We start from the raw sequence: 19112 nt of genomic DNA, 5'->3' as shown, positions 1-19112 counted from the left end.
GTCATCGGCAGGCATCCTAGCTTCCATGCCTTGGCGACCCCTCATCATTTTCTCAAGTTGCTCTGGATCCATCTGCTCATCAGCGCCCCCAGAGCCTGAGGAACCCCCGCCCTGGGCACCACCCGCCGCCTCGTAAGTTAACTATCAGCAACACTGACAAACCAATCAGTGGCGTCTTACGCAATACGGTTCCAGATATTTCCGTAATCAGGCGATTTAATAACCAGCGAGCTACTCTTGCAGCTGCGGCGTCTCTTGGCCCATGCAGCGCACCGCCTGCTTCTTGTTGTTCACCAGCACACCGCTCAAGCCTTTCTGTTCGGTATCAAACATCACCAGCACGCCATCGACGCACTGCGCCACTTGCGCAGCCGGGGTCAGGGAGATCTTGTAGTCCTCACCCGGAACGGTCTTGAGCATGGTGAAATCACTGAGCAGCAACGCATCCTCCGGCTTGGCGAAGTGCAGGTAGCCGTAAAACCACAGGCAGCCGACGGTGCCGATGATGGTGCCGATGCCGGTGAGGATCAGTGGGATCATGTTGCGTTCTTGGCTCATTGCGGGCTCTCTGATGAATCAACTGTAGGGTTGGGGTAGTTGGGGATTTCCCCCAGTCGGCGCAGACCATTGAAGTGCTGCGGGTCGTCCAGATAACGCAGCATCACGGTTTGCCAGGTCTTGTCGGCAAAGGTCTGCACATGGCCGCCACGGATCAACTGCAGCACCCTGGGCGGCGGCGCGGCCTGGTACAGGCGAATGCCATTGGCCAGCGGCACGATCGGGTCATCCAGGCTATGAAACAGCAGTTTCGGCACGCCGGTCAGCTGAGGCATGGCATTGATCGCACTGTCGCCGTCGGGCACCAGCCAAGACAGGGGCACTTGAAACGGCCATGTTAACCAGGAGGTGCTGAGGGCGAATTGTCCCACGTCACGATAACTGGCGGGCACGCCGTCCAGTACCAGGGCCTTGAGCTTCGGCTGACGCTGCGGGTGCGCCGCCAGGTAATGCACCGCCAGTGCGCCACCCAGGCTTTGGCCCAAAACAACCAGCGGTTGGCCCTGGGTTTCGGGCGCCGTGTCGATCCAGTTGAAGGCCGCATCGATGTCTTGATAGACCGCCGGCAATGACGGTTTGCCTTCCGACAGGCCATAACCGCGATAGTCCAGCAGCAGCACTTGATAGCCCTGTTCCGGCAGCCACCAACTGCCGCCCAGGTGCCACGCCAGGTTGCCGCCGTTGCCATGCAGGTGCAGCACCGTGCCTTTGACGGGCACGCCGGGTTTGGCCGGCAGCCACCAGGCGTGAAGTTTTACCCCGTCAGCGGTGGTGATCGTCACGTCACGGTATTGCAGGTGGGCTTTTTCCGGTGTGAACGGCAGGCCGGGCTCGGGGTAGAACAGCAATGAGCTGCAGCCGTTCAATGTGAGTAGCAGGCAAAGAATGCCGAGGATTCTCATCCGTTGAAGCCTCGTGAGCAGGTTGGAAAACAGTTCTTGAAACCCACATTTTTGATTCGGTTGTGCCGGTCATATCCTCTACAGGATATTCGAGTAATCCGCCTCGATCCGGTCCAGGCTCAAGTGGTTGAGGAAGTTGGAGAAGCACATCCACGCCGCCAACGCGTTCATGTCGCGAAACTGCTCGGGCAGGTATTTGGGCGGCACCACCAGGCCTTCATCCACCAATTGGCGCAGGGTACGCATGTCTTCCAGGGTGGTCTTGCCGCAAAACAGCAGCGGCACTTGTTCCAGCTTGCCTTTACGCACAGCCAGCTGGATGTAGTTGTAGACCATGATGAAGCCCTTGAGGTAGGACAAATCTTTGGTAAACGGCAGACCGGTCGGTGTTGAGCCACGGAAAACCCGGCTGGCGTTGCCGTAGCTTTCGGCCATTTCAAAGCCTTGCTCACGGAAGAACTCGAACACCTGCAAGAAGTCAGCGCCCTCCTCCACCATATGGATGGCGCGGGTGCGGTTGGTCAACTTGCGCAAGCGGCTGGGGTAGGAGGCAAAGGTGATGATCTCCATCAGAATCGCCAGGCCTTCCTGGGTCACGGTCGACGACGGCGGCCCCTTGGACAGGAAGGTGCAGATCGGCTGGTTCTGGCCATTGAGCGTGGTGCCGACGTGCACCAGGCCTTCATGCACTTCCAGCGCGCGCACATCCCGGTCGTTGAACATCGCGTCGGCGCGGATCTTGATGTAGTCGGCGCCCGCCGCCGCATCGGCGACGATACCGTCGGACTCAAATACCCGAATGGTTTCTTCCGCCTCGCCAAACACTTTGTTCAGACGGGTTTGCAGCAACGCAACGGCATCCTTGGCGGTCAGGGTCTTGGCTTCGTCTTTGAGGTCGCCACGGCCGTCGATGTTGTTGAGGTAGTCGGACAGCATTAGGCCGAGGTCAGCCAGGGTCGGGTCGCCGGCGTGAAACGCATCGGAGGCGGCGCCGTAGAGTTCCTGGGAGATCAGGCCGAAGTCCTCGGTGCCGCGCGCCTCAAGCATGCGCACCACCATGCGGTACTCCTTGCACATCCGCCGCATGATCTGCCCGACCGGGTTGAATTGGCCAAGCTGGCGGGTGATGTCGCGCTCGATGTTCTGGAACTCCAGCTTAACCGCGCTGGAGTCGAACGACAGTGGCCGGCTCAGGTAATAATCACGGTCTACGGCGGGCATGGCCTTGCCCTTGGCCTTGAGGAAACCCTGACGAATGTTCTCGTCCCATTTCACGGCGTCGAGGACGCGAATCGGTGTTTGCGCCAGCACAATGCGATCAGACAAGGTGCGTATCGTCTGCTGGTAATCGTCCACCCGGTGCTTCCTCTTTAAACGTTATTTGCCCGCGCGCTGGTAGCGCACGGCTTCAACGAACACGTCGGCATTGGCCGGGTCATCCAGGTAGGCAAACACCTGGTCCATAGGGCTGTCCACCAAAACACCGGCGCCTTCGACGGTGTCCACGGTGCTGCCGTGTAAAAGCTTTTGGCCGATGGCTTGATGGATCTGCTCAACGTCGAGGTTGTAGACCACCAATTCAGGCGTTTTGTCGCTCTCACCTTCAAAGTCAAAGCCTGTGAGGATGAAATGCCCGCCGAGCGTGTCCGGCAACGGCGCCGACAAATACCAACGGCTACCATGGCGAGAGACAGTAAACAGGTACTCATCGCGCTGGCCCGGCTTGGCTTTAGGGTAGCTCACGGCTTTATAACGGTGCTCACCCGCGCGAGTGATCTGCAAGTTGAGCGGCTCGCCCCAGGCATTCTTGCTCGACCAGTGGCCGAGCAAGGCATCCGGCGCTGATTCGCGCGCCGGCAACGGGTCCTTGAAGGTCACCAGGCAACCGCTGAGCAATAGGAACGACAAGGCGATTAGCGCGACACGCCAGGCTTTCATTGCGTACTCCATCAAGTGTGGGAGCTGGCTCCTGCGGCTTGCCAGCGATAGCATCACCTCGGATTACCTGTTGCACCGAGGCGCCTGTATCGCAGGCAAGCCAGCTCCCACATAAAGCGGATCGCACATTGGGCTAGACCGAGGCCAACACCAAATGCATATAACGCTTGAGAATCTCAAGCATCTCTTCACCGGTCAGAGGCTCTGGGCCGCCAAGCAGGCCCTGATATTCCATCCGACTGATAATCGCCGTCAACACTTTGGCATCCTGTTGCGGCTCCCGGGAGCCCAGCACCTGGAAAAACTGCTCGGTGCCCTGCAACAGAATCTGCTGATGGGAACGCACCAGCTCAGCCAGGCGCGGGTTGAGCAAGGCCTCCTGGTGAAAAGCTTGTTCGGCCATCAAGTGTTCGCGGCGGTTGGTCAGTTGGCGCAATACATAGTCGGCGGTCAGCCGTGCGATGTCATCGGCCAATTGCGCGCGCGACTGCGGGCTGCCATCACCATAGGCGACCATCTCGCGCAGCAGGCTTTCGTTGCGCACCCACAGTTTGCCCATGAAGGCGGCGCTGCGTTCGACGTATTGGGCAAAGGTATCGGTAAGCAGGTCATCGATATCCTTGAAGTAGTAAGTGGTGGCCGACAACGGCACGCCGGCCTCTGCCGCCACCGCGCGATGGCGCACACCACGTACGCCATCGCGCACCACGATGCGCATGGCTGCATCAAGAATGTCTTGCCGGCGCTGCTAGCTGCCCCGGCGGCTGGCCTTGCGGCCCTGGTACTGGACGCTTTCAGCCACGGCAGCAGCAATGCCGGCGGCACCTTCTTGAGCCATTACGCGGTTCACGGTCCTTACTTGTGACGCAGAGCGTCACGGGATGCCTTCCCACGCAGAGCGTGGGAACGATCACCGATTACCTGGCGCCGTTCTCTTGACGGCTGAATACGCCACATAAAAAAGCCGCCTTATAAAAGGCGGCTTCGGGTTTCGCTACGGTTACGCTTGTGGCCGCATGTGCGGGAACAAGATCACGTCGCGGATCGACGGCGAGTTGGTCAAGAGCATCACCAACCGGTCGATGCCGATCCCTTCACCGGCAGTCGGCGGCATGCCGTATTCCAAGGCGCGAACGAAGTCGGCGTCGTAGTGCATGGCTTCGTCGTCGCCGGCATCCTTGTCGGCCACCTGGGCCATGAAGCGCTCGGCCTGATCTTCCGCGTCGTTAAGCTCGGAGTAAGCGTTGGCGATTTCGCGCCCGCCGATGAACAGCTCGAAACGGTCAGTGACGTTCGGGTTGTCGTCGTTGCGACGGGCCAGCGGCGACACTTCGAACGGGTACTGGGTAATGAAGTGCGGCTGTTCCAGCTTATGCTCCACCAGTTCTTCGAAAATCATCACCTGCAGTTTGCCCAGGCCTTCGAAGCCCAGCACCTTGGCGCCGGCTTTCTTGGCGATGGCGCGGGCCTTGTCGATGTCGGTCAGGTCGTCAGCGGTCAACTCAGGGTTGTACTTGAGGATCGAATCAAACACCGACAGACGCACGAACGGCTCGCCGAAGTGGAACACCTTGTCGCCGTACGGCACGTCGGTGCTGCCCAGAACCAGCTGCGCCAGTTCGCGGAACAGTTCTTCGGTCAGGTCCATGTTGTCTTCGTAGTCGGCGTAAGCCTGGTAGAACTCCAACATGGTGAATTCTGGGTTGTGACGGGTCGAGACGCCTTCGTTACGGAAGTTGCGGTTGATCTCGAAGACCTTTTCGAAGCCGCCAACAACGAGGCGCTTGAGATATAGCTCAGGCGCGATACGCAGGAACATTTCCATGTCCAGCGCGTTATGGTGGGTTTCGAATGGCTTGGCTGCGGCACCACCGGGGATGGTTTGCAGCATCGGGGTTTCCACTTCCAGGAAGTCACGCTGCATCAGGAAGCTGCGGATGTGCGCGATAACCTGCGAACGCACACGGAAGGTCTGACGCACTTCTTCGTTGACGATCAGGTCAACGTAGCGCTGGCGATAGCGCTGTTCGGTGTCGGTCAGGCCGTGGTGCTTGTCCGGCAGCGGGCGCAGCGACTTGGTCAGCAAGCGTACGGTGGTCATTTCAACATACAGGTCGCCCTTGCCGGAACGCGCCAGGGTGCCTTCGGCTGCAATGATGTCGCCCATGTCCCAGGTTTTCACCGAGGCCAGGGTTTCTTCAGACAGGGTTTTACGGTTGACGTAAACCTGAATGCGACCGGTCATGTCCTGGATCACCATGAACGAGCCACGGTTGAGCATGATGCGACCTGCCACCTTGACCGGGATTGCAGCCTCTGCCAGCTCTTCCTTGGTCTTGTCCGCGTACTGTTTCTGCAAGGCATCGCAGTAGTTGTCACGGCGGAAGTCGTTCGGGAAGGCATTGCCCTTGGCGCGCTCGGCGGCAAGCTTTTCCTTGCGCAGGGCGATCAGGGAGTTTTCTTCCTGTTGCAGGGCTTGCGGGTCGAGTTGTTGGTCGCTCATGTCTTTTGAAATTCCATCACAGGTTCGTTGCCCCAGGCGTAGGCCGGGGATCGCCGGCAAGCCGGCTCTACACAGTCTTTAAAGCCCCGATTTCAGGCTGGCTTCCAGGTATTCGTCGATATCACCGTCGAGCACCTTGTCGCAGTCGCTGCGTTCGATGTTAGTGCGCAGATCCTTGATCCGCGACGCATCGAGCACATACGAACGGATCTGGTGACCCCAGCCGATATCCGACTTGGTGTCTTCCAGCGCCTGGGAAGCGGCATTGCGCTTCTGCATTTCCTGCTCGTACAACTTGGCCCGCAGCATTTTCATGGCGGTGTCCTTGTTCGCGTGCTGGGAACGTTCGTTCTGGCAGCTGACCACGGTGTTGGTCGGTACGTGGGTAATACGTACGGCCGAGTCGGTGGTGTTTACGTGCTGGCCACCGGCACCGGAGGAGCGGTAGGTGTCGATCCGCAGGTCAGCCGGGTTGATCTCGATTTCCACCTTATCGTCGATCTCGGGCGAGACGAACACGGCGCAGAATGAGGTGTGGCGACGGTTGCCGGAGTCGAACGGGCTCTTGCGCACCAGGCGGTGCACGCCGATCTCGGTCCGCAACCAACCAAAGGCGTATTCACCCTTGATGTGCACGGTGGCGCCTTTGATACCGGCGACTTCACCGGCCGACAGCTCCATGATGGTAGCGTCAAAGCCGCGTTTGTCAGCCCAGCGCAGGTACATGCGCAACAGAATGTTGGCCCAGTCCTGGGCTTCGGTACCGCCGGAGCCGGCCTGGATGTCCAGGTAGGCGTTGTTCGGGTCCATTTCGTGGCTGAACATGCGGCGGAATTCAAGCTTGGCGAGGTTTTCCTCGAGACGGGCCAGCTCGGCGACGACATCGCCCACTGCGCCTTCGTCATCTTCTTCGACGGCCATGTCCAGCAGGTCGCGGCAATCGCCCAGACCGGTGTTCAACTCGTCGAGGGTATCGACGATCTGCGCCAGCGCAGCGCGCTCGCGGCCCAGTTCCTGGGCGTATTCAGGTTTGTTCCAGACAGCCGGATCTTCAAGCTCGCGATTGACTTCGGTCAGACGCTCATGCTTTTGATCGTAGTCAAAGATACCCCCGAATAGTTTCGGAGCGCTCGGACAGGTCCTTGATGGTGTTAAGGATCGGGTTGATTTCCATGGCGGGCAGCACTCGTTGGCGAACTTTTGAAAGCCGACGAGTATAACGACAAACCGGGGCTAACGGCAGCCCGCTTGGCGAAAAGGCGGGTATATGCCCGATCTCAAGAACGATTGCGATCAAATGTGGGAGCTGGCTTGCCTGCGATTGCGGTGTATCAGATACGGAGGTGATAACTGACAGGCCGCTATCGCAGGCAAGCCAGCTCCCACAGAGGATCAGCGTCGTTCTGAATCACTCGATACCGACCTGATTGCGCCCATTATGCTTAGCCGTGTACAAGCCCTTATCTGCCGCCATGATCAACAGCCGGCAATCGCTGCTCTGCTGCGGCGTCATCGTCGACAAACCGATGCTGATGGTCAGGCTCGCGCCTTCTGCCGGGGCAATGTGCGGGATTTTCAGCGCCGCCACCGCCATGCGCAGCTTTTCGGCCACCAGCCGCGCACCGCCCGGCGAGGTATTGGGCAACACCAGCGCAAACTCTTCACCGCCGTAACGCGCCGGTAAATCCGAGGGGCGACTGCTGGCTTCGCGAATGGTCGCCGCGACTTTACGCAGGGCTTCATCGCCCTCGACATGGCCGAAGCTGTCGTTGTAGGTCTTGAAGAAGTCCACATCGATCATCAGCAACGACAGTTGGGTCTGGTCACGCATGGCACGGCGCCATTCCAGCTCCAGGTATTCGTCGAAGTGGCGGCGGTTGGACAACCCAGTAAGGCCGTCGGAGTTCATCAACCGTTGCAGCACCAAGTTGGTGTCCAACAGCTGCTGCTGGCTGACCCGCAGCGCCCGATACGCCGCGTCCCGCTGCAACAGGGTCATGTAGGAGCGCGAGTGATAGCGAATGCGCGCGACCAGCTCGATGTTGTCCGGCAGTTTGACCAAGTAATCATTGGCGCCCGCCGAGAACGCCGCGCTCTTGATCAGCGGGTCCTCCTTGGTCGAAAGCACGATGATTGGGATATTCGCCGTGGCCGGATGGTTGCGGTATTCACGCACCAGCGTCAGGCCGTCGAGCCCGGGCATGACCAAGTCTTGCAGGATCACCGTGGGCTTGATGCGAATCGCCTGGGCAATCGCCTGATGGGGGTCGGCGCAGAAGTGGAAGTCGATGTTTTCTTCATGGGCCAGGCCACGCCGCACGGCTTCACCGATCATGGCTTGGTCGTCGACCAGCAACACCATGGCGGCATTTTCGTCGGTTTTGATGCCGTCGATCTGTAAATCACTCATGTGCAGTCACCTGAATTACTTTCCTGCAAGCCGGCACTGCGGGAGGTTTTGATCATTTTGCAAAGACCTCCAGCAATCGGGGCGCAATTCTGTCCAGTGGGCGAATTTCAACAGCGGCATCAATTGCCGCCGCCGCTTTGGGCATGCCATACACCGCCGAGCTCTGCTGATCTTGGGCGATGGTCAAATATCCTTGTTCACGCAGCAATTTGAGCCCCTGGGCACCGTCGCGCCCCATGCCGGTCAGCAATACGCCGACAGCATCGCCGTTCCAATGGCTGGCGACGCTTTCAAAAAATACATCAATGGAAGGCCGGTAAATCTCGTTCACCGGCTCTGCGGTATAGGCTAGCGTGCCGTTTTTCAACAAGCGAATGTGGTGGTTGGTGCCGGCCAGCAGGACCACGCCACTTTGTGGCGGTTCGCCCTCCCGCGCCAGGCGCACCGGCAGGCCTGACGCGCTGCTCAGCCATTCAGCCATGCCGGCGGCGAACACCTGGTCCACATGTTGCACCAGCACGATGGCCGCGCAAAAGTCCCGGGGCAACCCCTTGAGCAGGGTTTCCAGGGCAGCCGGCCCGCCGGCCGACGAACCAATCGCCACCAGGCTTTGGCGCTTGCCGGTGCTGCGCTGCGGCGCGGTTTCGGTGCGTACCCGGCTGCCACGCTGGCCGACCAGCCAGCCAATATTGAGGATCTTGCGCAGCAACGGCGCCGCCGCATCCTTGGCATTGCCCACGCCCAGCGCCGGCGTATCCACCACGTCCAGGGCGCCATGGCCCATGGCTTCGAACACCCGGCTGACATTGGCCTGGCGGTCCACGGTGACGATCACAATCGGGCACGGGGTCTGCGCCATGATCTGCCGGGTGGCTTCCACGCCATCCATCACCGGCATGATCAGGTCCATCAGGATCAAGTCCGGGGTCAGCTCGGCGCAACGCTGCACCGCTTCCTGGCCATTGCCGGCCACCCACACCACTTGGTGCGCGGGCTCGAAACTCAAGGCACGGCGCAACGCCTCCACCGCCATGGGCATGTCATTGACGATCGCAATCCTCATGCCCGGGCGCCTCCGATCAGTTCCACCACGGCGTCCAGCAAGGCGTCGTCATGGAAACTGGCTTTAGCTAAATAATAGTCGGCCCCAGCGTCCAGTCCACGACGTCGGTCTTCTTCGCGATCCTTGTACGACACCACCATCACCGGCAACGATTGCAGGCGACTATCACGACGCAAGAGTGTGACCAATTCAATACCGTCCATACGAGGCATATCAATGTCAGTGATGAGCAGGTCGAAGTCTTCGGAGCGCAAGGCGTTCCAGCCATCCATGCCATCGACAGCGACGGCCACTTCGTAACCACGGTTAAGTAACAATTTGCGCTGCAACTCACGCACGGTGAGCGAATCATCCACCACCAACACGCGTTTGCGCGGCGCTTCGGCGGCCTGCTGGCTGCGCCGGGCGATGCGCTCAAGGCGGCCGGTATTGAGTAGTTTGTCCACCGAGCGCAGCATGTCTTCGACATCGACGATCAATACCACCGAGCCGTCGTCGAGCAACGCACCGGCGGAAATATCCTGGACCTTGCCCAGGCGATCATCCAGCGGCAACACCACCAAGGTGCGCTCGCCGATAAACCGCTCCACCGCAATGCCATAGATCGCATCGCGCTCGCGGATCACCACAACTTTCAGGGTTTCTTCGTTGCTCTGCCCGGCCGGGCGCTGCAACAACTGGCTGGCGGCGACCAGGCCGACGTGGCGGCCTTCGTGCCAGAAATGCTGGCGCCCCTCCAACTGCACAATGTCATCGGGCGCCAGGTCGCACATGCGTTCGATGTGCGCCAACGGGAACGCGTAGGCTTCTTCGCCGACTTCCACCACCAGGCTGCGCACCACCGAGAGGGTCAACGGCACCTCGAGGTGGAAGCGGCTGCCCTGCCCCGCCGTCTGCTCCAGCACCACCGCGCCGCGCAGTTGGCGGACCATATGTTGCACCGCGTCCAGGCCAACACCACGGCCGGACACTTCGGTGACCTTGTCGCGCAGGCTGAAACCCGGCAGGAACAGGAACGTCAGCAGCTCCTCTTCGCTCAGGCGCAGGGCGGTTTCCAGCGGTGACAAATGCCGGTCGACGATGGTGCCGCGCAGGCGCTCCAGGTCGACGCCATTGCCGTCATCGCTCAATTCCAGCACCAGCAAACCCGCCTGGTGCGAGGCGCGCAGGCGGATCAAGCCTTCGGCCGGCTTGCCCGCCAGCAGGCGCTGCTCAGGCATTTCGATGCCGTGGTCGACGGCATTACGCAGCAAGTGGGTGAGCGGCGCTTCGAGTTTTTCCAGCACATCGCGGTCGACCTGGGTCTTTTCGCCCTCGATCTCCAGGCGCACCCGCTTGCCCAGGCTGCGGCCCAGATCGCGGACCATACGCACCTGCCCGGCCAACACATCGGCAAACGGGCGCATGCGGCAGGCCAGCGCGGTGTCGTACAGCACTTGGGCGCGCTGCCCGGCCTGCCAGCCGAACTCGTCCAGCTCGGCGGTTTTTTCCGCCAGCAACGCCTGGGCTTCGCTGAGCAGGCGACGGGTGTCAGCCAGGGCTTCCTGGGCTTCGAGGTTCAACACCACAGCCTTGAGGTGGCCATCGAGGGTGTCCAAGGCGCGGGCGCTGTTGTTTTGAATACGCTTGAGGCGCTGCATGCTCGCCAGGTACGGCTTGAGCCGCTGGGTTTCGACCAGGGATTTACTCGACAGGTCGAGCAGGCTGTTCAAGCGCTCGGCGGTGACGCGCAGCACGCGCTCGCCGCCTTCGGTCATGTGTTTGTTCTGGCGCGGCGGCTCGCTGGTGACCGGCGGCTCGGGCTCGGGCGGCAGCGCTTCGACCATAGGCGCCGCAGCCGGCGGGGGCAGCGCAGGTGAAGCGACGGTGGCGGACGGATCGAGCAGGCGCTCCATCAGCGCTACATACGCCTCGATATTCGCCGGGCCCACGTCATTGCCCGGCGTGGCGATGCGCATCAGCAGGTCGGTGCCTTGCAGCAAGGCGTCGATATGTTCGGGTTGCAGGTACAGGCGGCCTTCCTGGGCAGTGACCAGGCAGTCCTCCATGACGTGGGCCACGCTGACCCCGGCATCCACCCCGACGATCCGCGCCGCGCCCTTGAGCGAGTGCGCGGCGCGCATGCACGCCTCCAACTGGTCGGCCTGGGTCGGGTTGCGTTCCAAGGCCAGCAAACCGGCGCTCAATACCTGGGTCTGCGCATCGGCTTCCAGGCTGAACAGTTCCAGCAGCGAGGCATCGCGCATCTGGTCGGGGGTCATGTGAGGCTCCGGGTCACGGCGGACAACAATTGCGCCTCGTCCAGCCAGCGCAGGCTGCGGCCCTTCCACTGCAAAACGCCCTGGGTAAAGCGCGCACTGGCCTGGGTGCCGGAGGCCGATGCCGCCTTCAAGGTGCGCTCATCAATGGCATGGATGCCGTCGACTTCATCGACCGGCACCACCACCGGGCCGTCCTGCGCGGCGATGATCAACATGCGCGGCATGACGCGCCCACCACTGGCCCCGCCGGTGGTGGCGTCCAGCCCCAGCAACTCGACCAGCGACAGGCACGCCACCAGCGCGCCCCGCACATTGGCCACGCCGAGCAGCGCGCGCGAGCGTTGGTGCGGCAGCGAGTGAATCGGTTGCAATGGCGCCACTTCCACCAGGCAGCGGGTGGCAATGCCCAGCCATTCCTCGCCCAGACGAAACATCAACAGGGAGCGCGTGACCACATCGCCGTGGTCCTCGGTTGCCGCCTGTGGCCGCCGGTCGTCTTGCTGCAAGGCATAGCGGTCGAGCAAACGCGTGGCGGCGGCGGAATACACCGAGCAGTTACGGCAATGGATATGCTCCGCCAGTAACGGGCAGGACTTGTCGCCATGGATGCCGATGCGGTTCCAGCAGTCGTCGATGGCTTGGGTGTCGGTCAGGGTCAGGTCCAGGCCCGCAGTATCGAGCGCGTCGTTGCTACTCATCGTTTGGACTCACTGTCAGCTCGCTCGCTACGCGCGGCCCGCGCTTGCAAGCGGCGCGCCCCCGCACTGTCGCCCTGGGATTGGAGCAACGCGGCCAAATGCATCAAGGCCTGCGGGTGCTGCGGTTCCAGGTACAAGGCTTTTCGATAATAACCCTGGGCTTCCAGGGCGCTGCCGGCCACATCGCTGAGCAGCCCCAGCCAGTAAAACACCTGGGCGGCCGGCGGGTGGTTACTCAAATACTGCTCACACGCGGCACGGGCTTCAGCACTTTTGCCTTCGTTGGCAAGCGTGGCGATGCGGCTGAGCAGGTCGCCTGCATCGGTCTGCGTCACCTTGATCGGCGTCACGTGGCTGCTGAGCGTGCTGAACGGGCGTGGCTTGAGAGGCATCGGCACCGCACTGCGCGGCACGGGAATCGATACAGGCATCAGTACAGGCACCGGCTCGGGCTTGACCGGTTCTACATACCGGCTGAAGGCAAAGGACTGCGGCACACCAATCGAACGCATGCCATGGCGCCCCAGCAGGCTGCCCTCGGCCGGGCCGATAAACAGCACGCCATCCTCGTGGGTCAGGCCCTTGAGCACGTCGAACACTTGCTTCTGGGTCGGCTGGTCAAAGTAGATCAGCAGGTTGCGGCAGAACACAAAGTCGTAGCTTGGCTCATTCGCCAACAGGCCTGGGTCGAGCAGGTTGCCGACTTGCAGGCGCACTTGCTCGCGCACGCGGTCGGCGATGCGATAACCCTCCACCTCTTCGGTGAAGTGGCGCTCGCGAAACTCGATATCACTGCCGCGAAACGAATTCTTGCCATACACCCCGCGCCGCGCGCGTTCCACCGACAGCGGGCTGACATCCAGGCCCAGCACCTTGAATTGGTGCGGCGCCAACCCGGCATCAAGCAAGGCCATGGCAATCGAGTAGGGCTCTTCGCCGGTGGAACACGGCAGGCTGAGGATACGCAGCGCGCGCATCTGCTTGATCTCGGCCAGGCGCGCCTTGGCTAGGCGCGCCAGGGTCGCAAAGGATTCGGGGTAACGAAAAAACCAAGTTTCGGGGACGATGACAGCTTCGATCAACGCTTGCTGCTCATCCTGGGAGCTTTGCAAGTGCTGCCAGTAAGCCTCTGGCGTCTGCGCCTGCGTGGCCTGGCTGCGTTGGCGTACCGCGCGCTCAATGATCGCCTCGCCCACCGAGGCGACGTCCAGACCAATGCGTTCCTTTAAGAAGGCAAAGAAGCGCGGATCATTACTCATAGGTTCAGCTCGGCGCAAAACAGCAAGGCGCGCACGGGCTCGGTGAGCAACTCGTTGACGCCAATCCACTGCATCAAGCCCAAGGCATCTTCACGCACCAGCCCCAAGTACGGCGCCTCGCGATTGTCCAGCCCATACGGCTGGAACTCCTCAAGGCTGCACCGCAGGGTGTCGGTGGCTTGTTCCAGGATCAGCCCCAGCCAGCGTGCTTCAACCCAGGGTTGCGGCTGGTAATTGACCAACACCAGCCTCGTGCTGGTGCGGGCCTGGGCCGGCGTGCCAAAGGTCAGCGCGCTCAGGTCGATCACCGGCACCAGCGCGCCACGGTGGGCAAAGATCCCCGCCACCCAGACCGGTGCATGGGCGATGGGCTTGAGCGGCAGGCGCGGCAGCACCTCAGCCACTTCCGTGGCCCTGAGGGCATACCGTTCGCCGCCGATGTGAAACACCAGGAACAACGCCTTTTTCGCTGCCGGGACGGCGCCGCGTTTAGCGGCAAGCTCGCTCATCAGACTTTGAAACGCGAGACGCCGCTGCGCAGGCCGACCGCAACCTGGCTCAGCTCATCAATGGCAAAGCTGGCCTGGCGCAGGGATTCCACGGTCTGGCTGCTGGCATCACCCAGTTGCACCAGCGCGTGGTTGATCTGCTCGGCGCCAGTGGCCTGAGCCTGCATGCCTTCGTTGACCATCAACACACGCGGCGCCAACGCCTGCACTTGGTGGATGATCTGCGACAGTTGCTCGCCCACTTGCTGCACTTCAAACATGCCGCGGCGCACTTCTTCGGAGAACTTGTCCATGCCCATCACGCCCGCCGACACCGCCGACTGAATCTCACGCACCATCTGCTCGATGTCGTAGGTGGCCACGGCGGTCTGGTCCGCCAAACGCCGCACTTCTGTGGCGACCACGGCAAAACCGCGCCCGTATTCACCGGCCTTTTCAGCTTCGATGGCGGCGTTGAGCGACAACAGGTTGGTCTGGTCGGCGACCTTGACGATGGTCACCACCACTTGGTTGATGTTGCCAGCTTTCTCATTGAGGATCGCAAGCTTAGCGTTGACCAAGTCGGCGGCGCCCATCACCGAGTGCATGGTTTCTTCCATGCGCGCCAAGCCTTGCTGGCCAGAACCGGCGGCGACCGATGCCTGGTCAGCGGCGGTGGACACTTCGGTCATGGTGCGGACCAAATCCTTGGAAGTGGCGGCGATCTCCCGCGAAGTGGCGCCGATCTCAGTGGTGGTCGCGGCAGTTTCGGTGGCCGTGGCCTGTTGCTGCTTGGAGGTGGCGGCAATCTCGGTGACCGAGGTGGTGACCTGTACCGAAGAACGTTGGGCCTGGGATACCAGGGCCGTCAGCTCGGTCATCATGTCGTTGAAGCCGGTTTCGACGGCGCCGAACTCATCCTTGCGTTCCAGGTTCAGGCGCTTGCTCAAGTCACCCGTTCGCATGATGTCGAGGATCTCGACGATGCGATTCATCGGCGCCATGATCGCGCGCATCAGCAAAAGGCCGCAGAGGCCCGCGGCAAGAATGGCCAGCAGCAGCGAAACGCCCATGCTGATTTTGGCAGCCGAGACGGCTTCGTCGATAGCGGCGGTGGCGTTATCGGCAACCTGCTTGTTCTCATTGATGATGTCATTGAGCTTCGCGCGGCCTGCGGTCCAGGCGGGCGTCAGTTGCTCGTCGAAGAGCTTTTGCGCCTCGACGGGGTTGTTGGCCTGATGGGCGTCCAGGACTTGGGCGAGAATCTTGTTGTAGTTCTGATGGAGTTTTTCGAAGGCATCGAATTCGCTGCGATTCTGGCCAATATTGATGGTGCTGGCGTAACTGGCCATGTGCTGTTCAAGACGCGCCTCGAAGGACTTGTAGTCCTGCTTGTCGGCCTCTGAGATGCCCTGGCTTTGGTGCGCGCCGACCAATTCCTGGGTTTGCAAATAGCTGTCGACCCAGGCGCTGCGAATCATCGAACTGAAAAACACCCCGGGCACGGCGTCGTCGCGAACGGAGGTTTCGCTGACTTCGATTTTCAGCAAGCGCGAATACGAGACCACGACCATCAGCAGCATGATCGCGATAATTACCGCAAAGCTCGCCAAAATCCTTTGGCGCAAGGTCCAGTTCTTCACAGTAATTCCTCGAAGGGCCATTCAAATGGAGGGGAGTATAGCTGAGCAGATGGCCTCACTTATCAATGGCTTTTGATGCAGTGCACACAGAATGCAAAAACACCTGTGGGAGGGCTGGCTGGGGCGGTCAGGTCAGAGGGTGGCTTGGCGTACTTGTTTTTCCAGTTCGAGCTTCAAGCCAGGCTCCAGTTTGAGCTGGCGGGCCAATTCGTCCAGATAGGCCTTTTCCATGAAGTTCTCTTCATCCACCAGCATCACGCTGGCGATGTACATTTCGGCGGCCATTTCCGGAGTGCCGGCTGCGCGGGCCACGTCGGCAGGGTCGAGGGGTTTGTTCAGTTCGGCGTGCAGCCAGCCTTGCAGCTCGCGGTCGTTGTCGAGCTTGGTGAACTCGCCTTCGATCAGCGCGCGTTCGCGTTCGTCCACATGCCCATCGGCTTTGGCGGCCGCGACCAGCGCTTTAAGAATGCCCTGGCTGTGCTGCTCGACCTGGGCCGGCGGCAAGCGGTCGATGGTCTGCGGCTCGCCCTGGGGTGCATTGGCCTGTTGCGCCTGCCAATTGCCATAAGCCTTGTAGGCAATCACGCCCAAGGCCGCCAAGCCACCGTAGGTCAGGGCTTTACCGCCAAATTTGCGCGCCTTCTTGTTGCCCAGCAGCAAGCCCATGGCACCTGCCGCTAGGGCTCCACCGCCCGCACCGCCAAGCAAACTGCCGAGCCCGCCACCGCCGAGCAGCCCGCCGAGGGCGCCTTTATCATTCGGTTTGCGCGGGTCGCCGGCCTTCTTCTGCAACATGTCCTGGCCAGACTTGAGTAACTGATCGAGCAATCCACGGGTATTCATATATAGCCTCCAGACACTTGGGTTCGTAGGACCAATAGGCCCCCAGCGTAAAACTAAGTGCCAAAAAACCCAGATCTAGAGTGCTTCGAGTTGTAACGTCACCTGCTAATCATTTCACCTGCTAATACCGGAAACGTCTTGTTTCATATGCGACGCCATCATCCCGCTATCAATCAATTTTCCTTCCTCATCGAACCGCTTAAGCTAACCGGCGTCTGTTTATAGTCCGTTGCGTTTGGCCGAAGGCATGTCCGAACCGTTATTTCTGATCCAGCACGTGCCAGGAACGGCGCGGGATTTGCTCACGACAGGTTGTCTCTATGCACCGCAGGAATTTGCTCAAAGCGTCCATGGCCATTGCGGCTTACACCGGTTTGTCGGCCAGCGGCCTACTCGCCGCGCAGGCCTGGGCTGGGAACCGTGCCGCCGATGGCAAGGCCGTGGCGTTTGATTTTGAAACGCTTAAAGCCCAGGCCAAACAGCTCGCCGGCACCGCCTATAAAGACACCAAACAGGTGCTGCCGCCGACCCTGGCGACCATGACGCCGCAGAATTTCAATGCCATCGGCTACGACGGCAACCACTCGCTGTGGAAGGAATTGAACGGCCAGCTCGACGTGCAATTCTTCCACGTCGGCATGGGTTTCAAGACGCCGGTGCGCATGCACAGCGTCGACCCCAAGACCCGCGAAGCACGCGAGGTGCATTTCCGCCCCTCGCTGTTCAACTATGAAAAGACCACAGTCGACACCAAGCAGCTGACCGGCGACCTGGGTTTCTCCGGCTTCAAGCTGTTCAAGGCGCCGGAACTGGATCGCCATGACGTGCTGTCATTCCTCGGCGCGAGCTACTTTCGCGCGGTGGATTCCACCGGCCAGTACGGCCTGTCCGCACGCGGCCTGGCGATTGATACCTACGCAAAAAAACGCGAAGAATTCCCCGACTTCACACAGTTCTGGTTCGAAACCCCGACCAAGGACGCCACGCGTTTTGTGGTCTACGCCCTGCTCGACTCGCCGAGCGCCACCGGCGCCTACCGCTTCGACATCGACTGCCAGGCCAACCAGGTGGTGATGGCCATCGACGCGAATATCAACGCACGCACCACCATCGAGCAACTCGGCATCGCGCCGATGACCAGTATGTTCAGCTGCGGCACCCATGAGCGCCGTATGTGCGACACCATCCACCCGCAAATCCATGACTCGGACCGCCTGGCGATGTGGCGCGGCAACGGCGAGTGGATCTGCCGCCCGCTGAACAACCCGGCCAAGCTGCAATTCAACGCATTCGCCGACACCGACCCGAAAGGCTTCGGCCTGGTGCAGACCGACCATGAGTTTGCTAGCTACCAGGACACCGTGGACTGGTACAGCAAGCGCCCAAGCCTATGGGTCGAACCCACCACGGCATGGGGCGAAGGCTCGATCGACCTGCTGGAAATCCCCACGACCGGCGAAACCCTGGACAACATCGTGGCCTTCTGGACCCCGAAAAAGCCCGTGGCCGCCGGCGATTCGCTCAACTACGGCTACAAGCTGTACTGGAGCGCGCTACCACCGGTGAGCACACCGCTGGCGCAAGTCGACGCCACCCGCTCCGGCATGGGCGGCTTTACCGAAGGTTGGGCACCGGGCGAGCACTACCCCGAAGTATGGGCACGCCGCTTTGCGGTGGACTTCAAAGGGGGCGGCCTCGATCGCCTGCCCGCGGGCACCGGCATTGAGCCGGTGGTGACCTGTTCCCACGGTGAAGTGAAAGATTTCAGCGTGCTGGTGCTCGACAACATCAAGGGCTATCGCATTCTGTTCGATTGGTACCCGACCAGCGACAGCGTGGAGCCGGTGGAACTGCGTCTGTTTATCCGCACCCAGGACCGCACCTTGAGTGAAACCTGGCTGTACCAGTACTTCCCGCCGGCGCCGGACAAGCGCAAGTACACCTGATACCCATTGTGGGAGCGGGCTTGCCCGCGATAGCGTGGGGTCAGTCCCTGGACACCTTTTCATCGCCCCAATCAAGTACCGCATCGCCACCTGATCGTTCTCGGTCAGCGCGCGGTACTGCTCCAGTAATTGCACCTCATCCGAGCTCAACCTTCGACCACGCAAAGACATTTTGCCGGTCAGAAAACTCACCACCGCACCCGCAACATCATAGGACTTGGCCATGGACTGTTTCTCCTGATATCAAACTAAGACGCTTGGCGCCCATCACCTGCCTTCCCTGAGACGCGATGCCTTCACGAACAAGCTGACTGACTCCCTGGGCCAGAAATCAGACTTACCCTAAGCGTAGAAACAATCGGCTCCCGTGTGGGATTTTTTTAGAGTATTAACTTAAATAAATCGCCAAAGTAACAAAGACCTACAGCACTTTCCCACGCAGCGGCCGGCCCAGGTGAGGCCGCAAAAAACAACAGCAAGAAAAAACCCACCGGGTCAGGGTGGGTTTTGGTGGATCAGGTTTAACTTAAATAAATCGCCAAAGTAACAAAGACCTACAGCACTTTCCCACGCAGCGGCCGGCCCAGGTGAGGCCGCAAA

Annotated in this window: 15 protein-coding genes and 1 pseudogene; 1 reads left to right on the top strand and 15 read right to left on the bottom strand. The window is 60.8% G+C overall.

Annotated features, from left to right (window positions below):
• Positions 1 to 231: 231 nt before the first annotated feature.
• From GJU48_RS05785 to GJU48_RS05715, 15 genes and pseudogenes are all read right to left on the bottom strand, one after another.
• Positions 232 to 558: a hypothetical protein gene (locus tag GJU48_RS05785; protein ID WP_094949985.1), complete on the bottom strand. Its 327-nt coding sequence runs from the start codon at positions 556 to 558 to the stop codon at positions 232 to 234.
• Positions 555 to 1460: an alpha/beta hydrolase gene (locus GJU48_RS05780; protein ID WP_094949984.1), complete on the bottom strand. Its 906-nt coding sequence runs from the start codon at positions 1458 to 1460 to the stop codon at positions 555 to 557. Before GJU48_RS05780 ends, GJU48_RS05785 begins: the two co-directional genes overlap by 4 nt.
• Before the next feature lie 78 nt (positions 1461 to 1538).
• The gene (locus GJU48_RS05775) at positions 1539 to 2816 is read right to left on the bottom strand and encodes a flavohemoglobin expression-modulating QEGLA motif protein (protein ID WP_094949983.1); all 1278 of its coding nucleotides are present in this window, start codon (positions 2814 to 2816) and stop codon (positions 1539 to 1541) included.
• Positions 2817 to 2837: 21 nt separating this feature from the next.
• Positions 2838 to 3398, bottom strand: coding sequence for a hypothetical protein (locus GJU48_RS05770; RefSeq protein ID WP_094949982.1), 561 nt, complete (start codon positions 3396 to 3398; stop codon positions 2838 to 2840).
• Between the two features lie 133 nt (positions 3399 to 3531).
• Positions 3532 to 4248, bottom strand: a pseudogene (locus GJU48_RS05765) (TetR/AcrR family transcriptional regulator).
• A 150-nt stretch (positions 4249 to 4398) separates the two neighbouring features.
• Positions 4399 to 5901, bottom strand: coding sequence for a lysine--tRNA ligase (gene lysS, locus GJU48_RS05760; RefSeq protein WP_094949981.1), 1503 nt, complete (start codon positions 5899 to 5901; stop codon positions 4399 to 4401).
• 78 nt (positions 5902 to 5979) lie between these two features.
• Positions 5980 to 7075 (bottom strand): peptide chain release factor 2 gene (gene prfB, locus GJU48_RS05755; protein WP_141240520.1). Its coding sequence is split into 2 segments (ribosomal slippage): positions 5980 to 7002 and positions 7004 to 7075, totalling 1095 coding nucleotides; the frame shifts between segments, so codons are not numbered across the junction.
• A 234-nt stretch (positions 7076 to 7309) separates the two neighbouring features.
• Positions 7310 to 8311 (bottom strand): diguanylate cyclase, encoded by a 1002-nt coding sequence (locus GJU48_RS05750; protein WP_094949980.1) that lies wholly within the window; start codon positions 8309 to 8311, stop codon positions 7310 to 7312.
• A 52-nt stretch (positions 8312 to 8363) separates the two neighbouring features.
• Positions 8364 to 9374, bottom strand: coding sequence for a chemotaxis response regulator protein-glutamate methylesterase (gene cheB, locus GJU48_RS05745; protein WP_094949979.1), 1011 nt, complete (start codon positions 9372 to 9374; stop codon positions 8364 to 8366).
• Entirely contained in the window at positions 9371 to 11635 is a 2265-nt protein-coding gene (locus tag GJU48_RS05740; RefSeq protein WP_094949978.1) for a hybrid sensor histidine kinase/response regulator, read from the bottom strand. The genes cheB and GJU48_RS05740 overlap by 4 nt, the downstream gene beginning before the upstream one ends.
• Entirely contained in the window at positions 11632 to 12333 is a 702-nt protein-coding gene (locus GJU48_RS05735; RefSeq protein ID WP_094949977.1) for a chemotaxis protein CheW, read from the bottom strand. Before GJU48_RS05735 ends, GJU48_RS05740 begins: the two co-directional genes overlap by 4 nt.
• Positions 12330 to 13592, bottom strand: a complete 1263-nt coding sequence (locus GJU48_RS05730; RefSeq protein WP_094949976.1) for a CheR family methyltransferase — start codon at positions 13590 to 13592, stop codon at positions 12330 to 12332. Before GJU48_RS05730 ends, GJU48_RS05735 begins: the two co-directional genes overlap by 4 nt.
• Positions 13589 to 14101 carry a chemotaxis protein CheW gene (locus tag GJU48_RS05725; protein WP_094949975.1) on the bottom strand — a complete coding sequence of 171 codons (513 nt, stop codon included), beginning with the start codon at positions 14099 to 14101 and terminating at the stop codon, positions 13589 to 13591. The genes GJU48_RS05730 and GJU48_RS05725 overlap by 4 nt, the downstream gene beginning before the upstream one ends.
• Positions 14101 to 15723: a methyl-accepting chemotaxis protein gene (locus GJU48_RS05720; protein ID WP_094949974.1), complete on the bottom strand. Its 1623-nt coding sequence runs from the start codon at positions 15721 to 15723 to the stop codon at positions 14101 to 14103. The genes GJU48_RS05725 and GJU48_RS05720 overlap by 1 nt, the downstream gene beginning before the upstream one ends.
• Before the next feature lie 132 nt (positions 15724 to 15855).
• Complete coding sequence (locus GJU48_RS05715) at positions 15856 to 16566, bottom strand: tellurite resistance TerB family protein (RefSeq protein WP_094949973.1); 711 nt, start codon at positions 16564 to 16566, stop codon at positions 15856 to 15858.
• A gap of 320 nt (positions 16567 to 16886) precedes the next feature.
• Between GJU48_RS05715 and GJU48_RS05710 the strand changes: the two genes are divergently transcribed.
• Entirely contained in the window at positions 16887 to 18512 is a 1626-nt protein-coding gene (locus GJU48_RS05710; protein ID WP_094949972.1) for a glucan biosynthesis protein D, read from the top strand.
• Positions 18513 to 19112: the final 600 nt, after the last annotated feature.

The sequence above is a fragment of the Pseudomonas sp. IB20 genome (genome assembly GCF_009707325.1).
Lineage (GTDB): Bacteria > Pseudomonadota > Gammaproteobacteria > Pseudomonadales > Pseudomonadaceae > Aquipseudomonas.
The sequence above is the reverse complement of the archived record's forward strand: the minus strand, read 5'-3'. Positions and strand labels throughout refer to the sequence as shown.

Bases quoted from the DNA above. Each gene is read 5' to 3' on its own strand.
- GJU48_RS05780 (WP_094949984.1), bottom strand. From the start codon at position 1,460: ATGAGAATCCTCGGCATTCTTTGCCTGCTACTCACATTGAACGGCTGC.
- GJU48_RS05785 (WP_094949985.1), bottom strand. From the start codon at position 558: ATGAGCCAAGAACGCAACATGATCCCACTGATCCTCACCGGCATCGGC.
- GJU48_RS05750 (WP_094949980.1), bottom strand. From the start codon at position 8,311: ATGAGTGATTTACAGATCGACGGCATCAAAACCGACGAAAATGCCGCC.
- GJU48_RS05730 (WP_094949976.1), bottom strand. From the start codon at position 13,592: ATGAGTAATGATCCGCGCTTCTTTGCCTTCTTAAAGGAACGCATTGGT.
- GJU48_RS05715 (WP_094949973.1), bottom strand. From the start codon at position 16,566: ATGAATACCCGTGGATTGCTCGATCAGTTACTCAAGTCTGGCCAGGAC.
- GJU48_RS05770 (WP_094949982.1), bottom strand. From the start codon at position 3,398: ATGAAAGCCTGGCGTGTCGCGCTAATCGCCTTGTCGTTCCTATTGCTC.
- GJU48_RS05725 (WP_094949975.1), bottom strand. From the start codon at position 14,101: ATGAGCGAGCTTGCCGCTAAACGCGGCGCCGTCCCGGCAGCGAAAAAG.
- GJU48_RS05740 (WP_094949978.1), bottom strand. From the start codon at position 11,635: ATGACCCCCGACCAGATGCGCGATGCCTCGCTGCTGGAACTGTTCAGC.
- lysS (WP_094949981.1), bottom strand. From the start codon at position 5,901: ATGAGCGACCAACAACTCGACCCGCAAGCCCTGCAACAGGAAGAAAAC.
- cheB (WP_094949979.1), bottom strand. From the start codon at position 9,374: ATGAGGATTGCGATCGTCAATGACATGCCCATGGCGGTGGAGGCGTTG.
- GJU48_RS05710 (WP_094949972.1), top strand. From the start codon at position 16,887: ATGCACCGCAGGAATTTGCTCAAAGCGTCCATGGCCATTGCGGCTTAC.
- GJU48_RS05735 (WP_094949977.1), bottom strand. From the start codon at position 12,333: ATGAGTAGCAACGACGCGCTCGATACTGCGGGCCTGGACCTGACCCTG.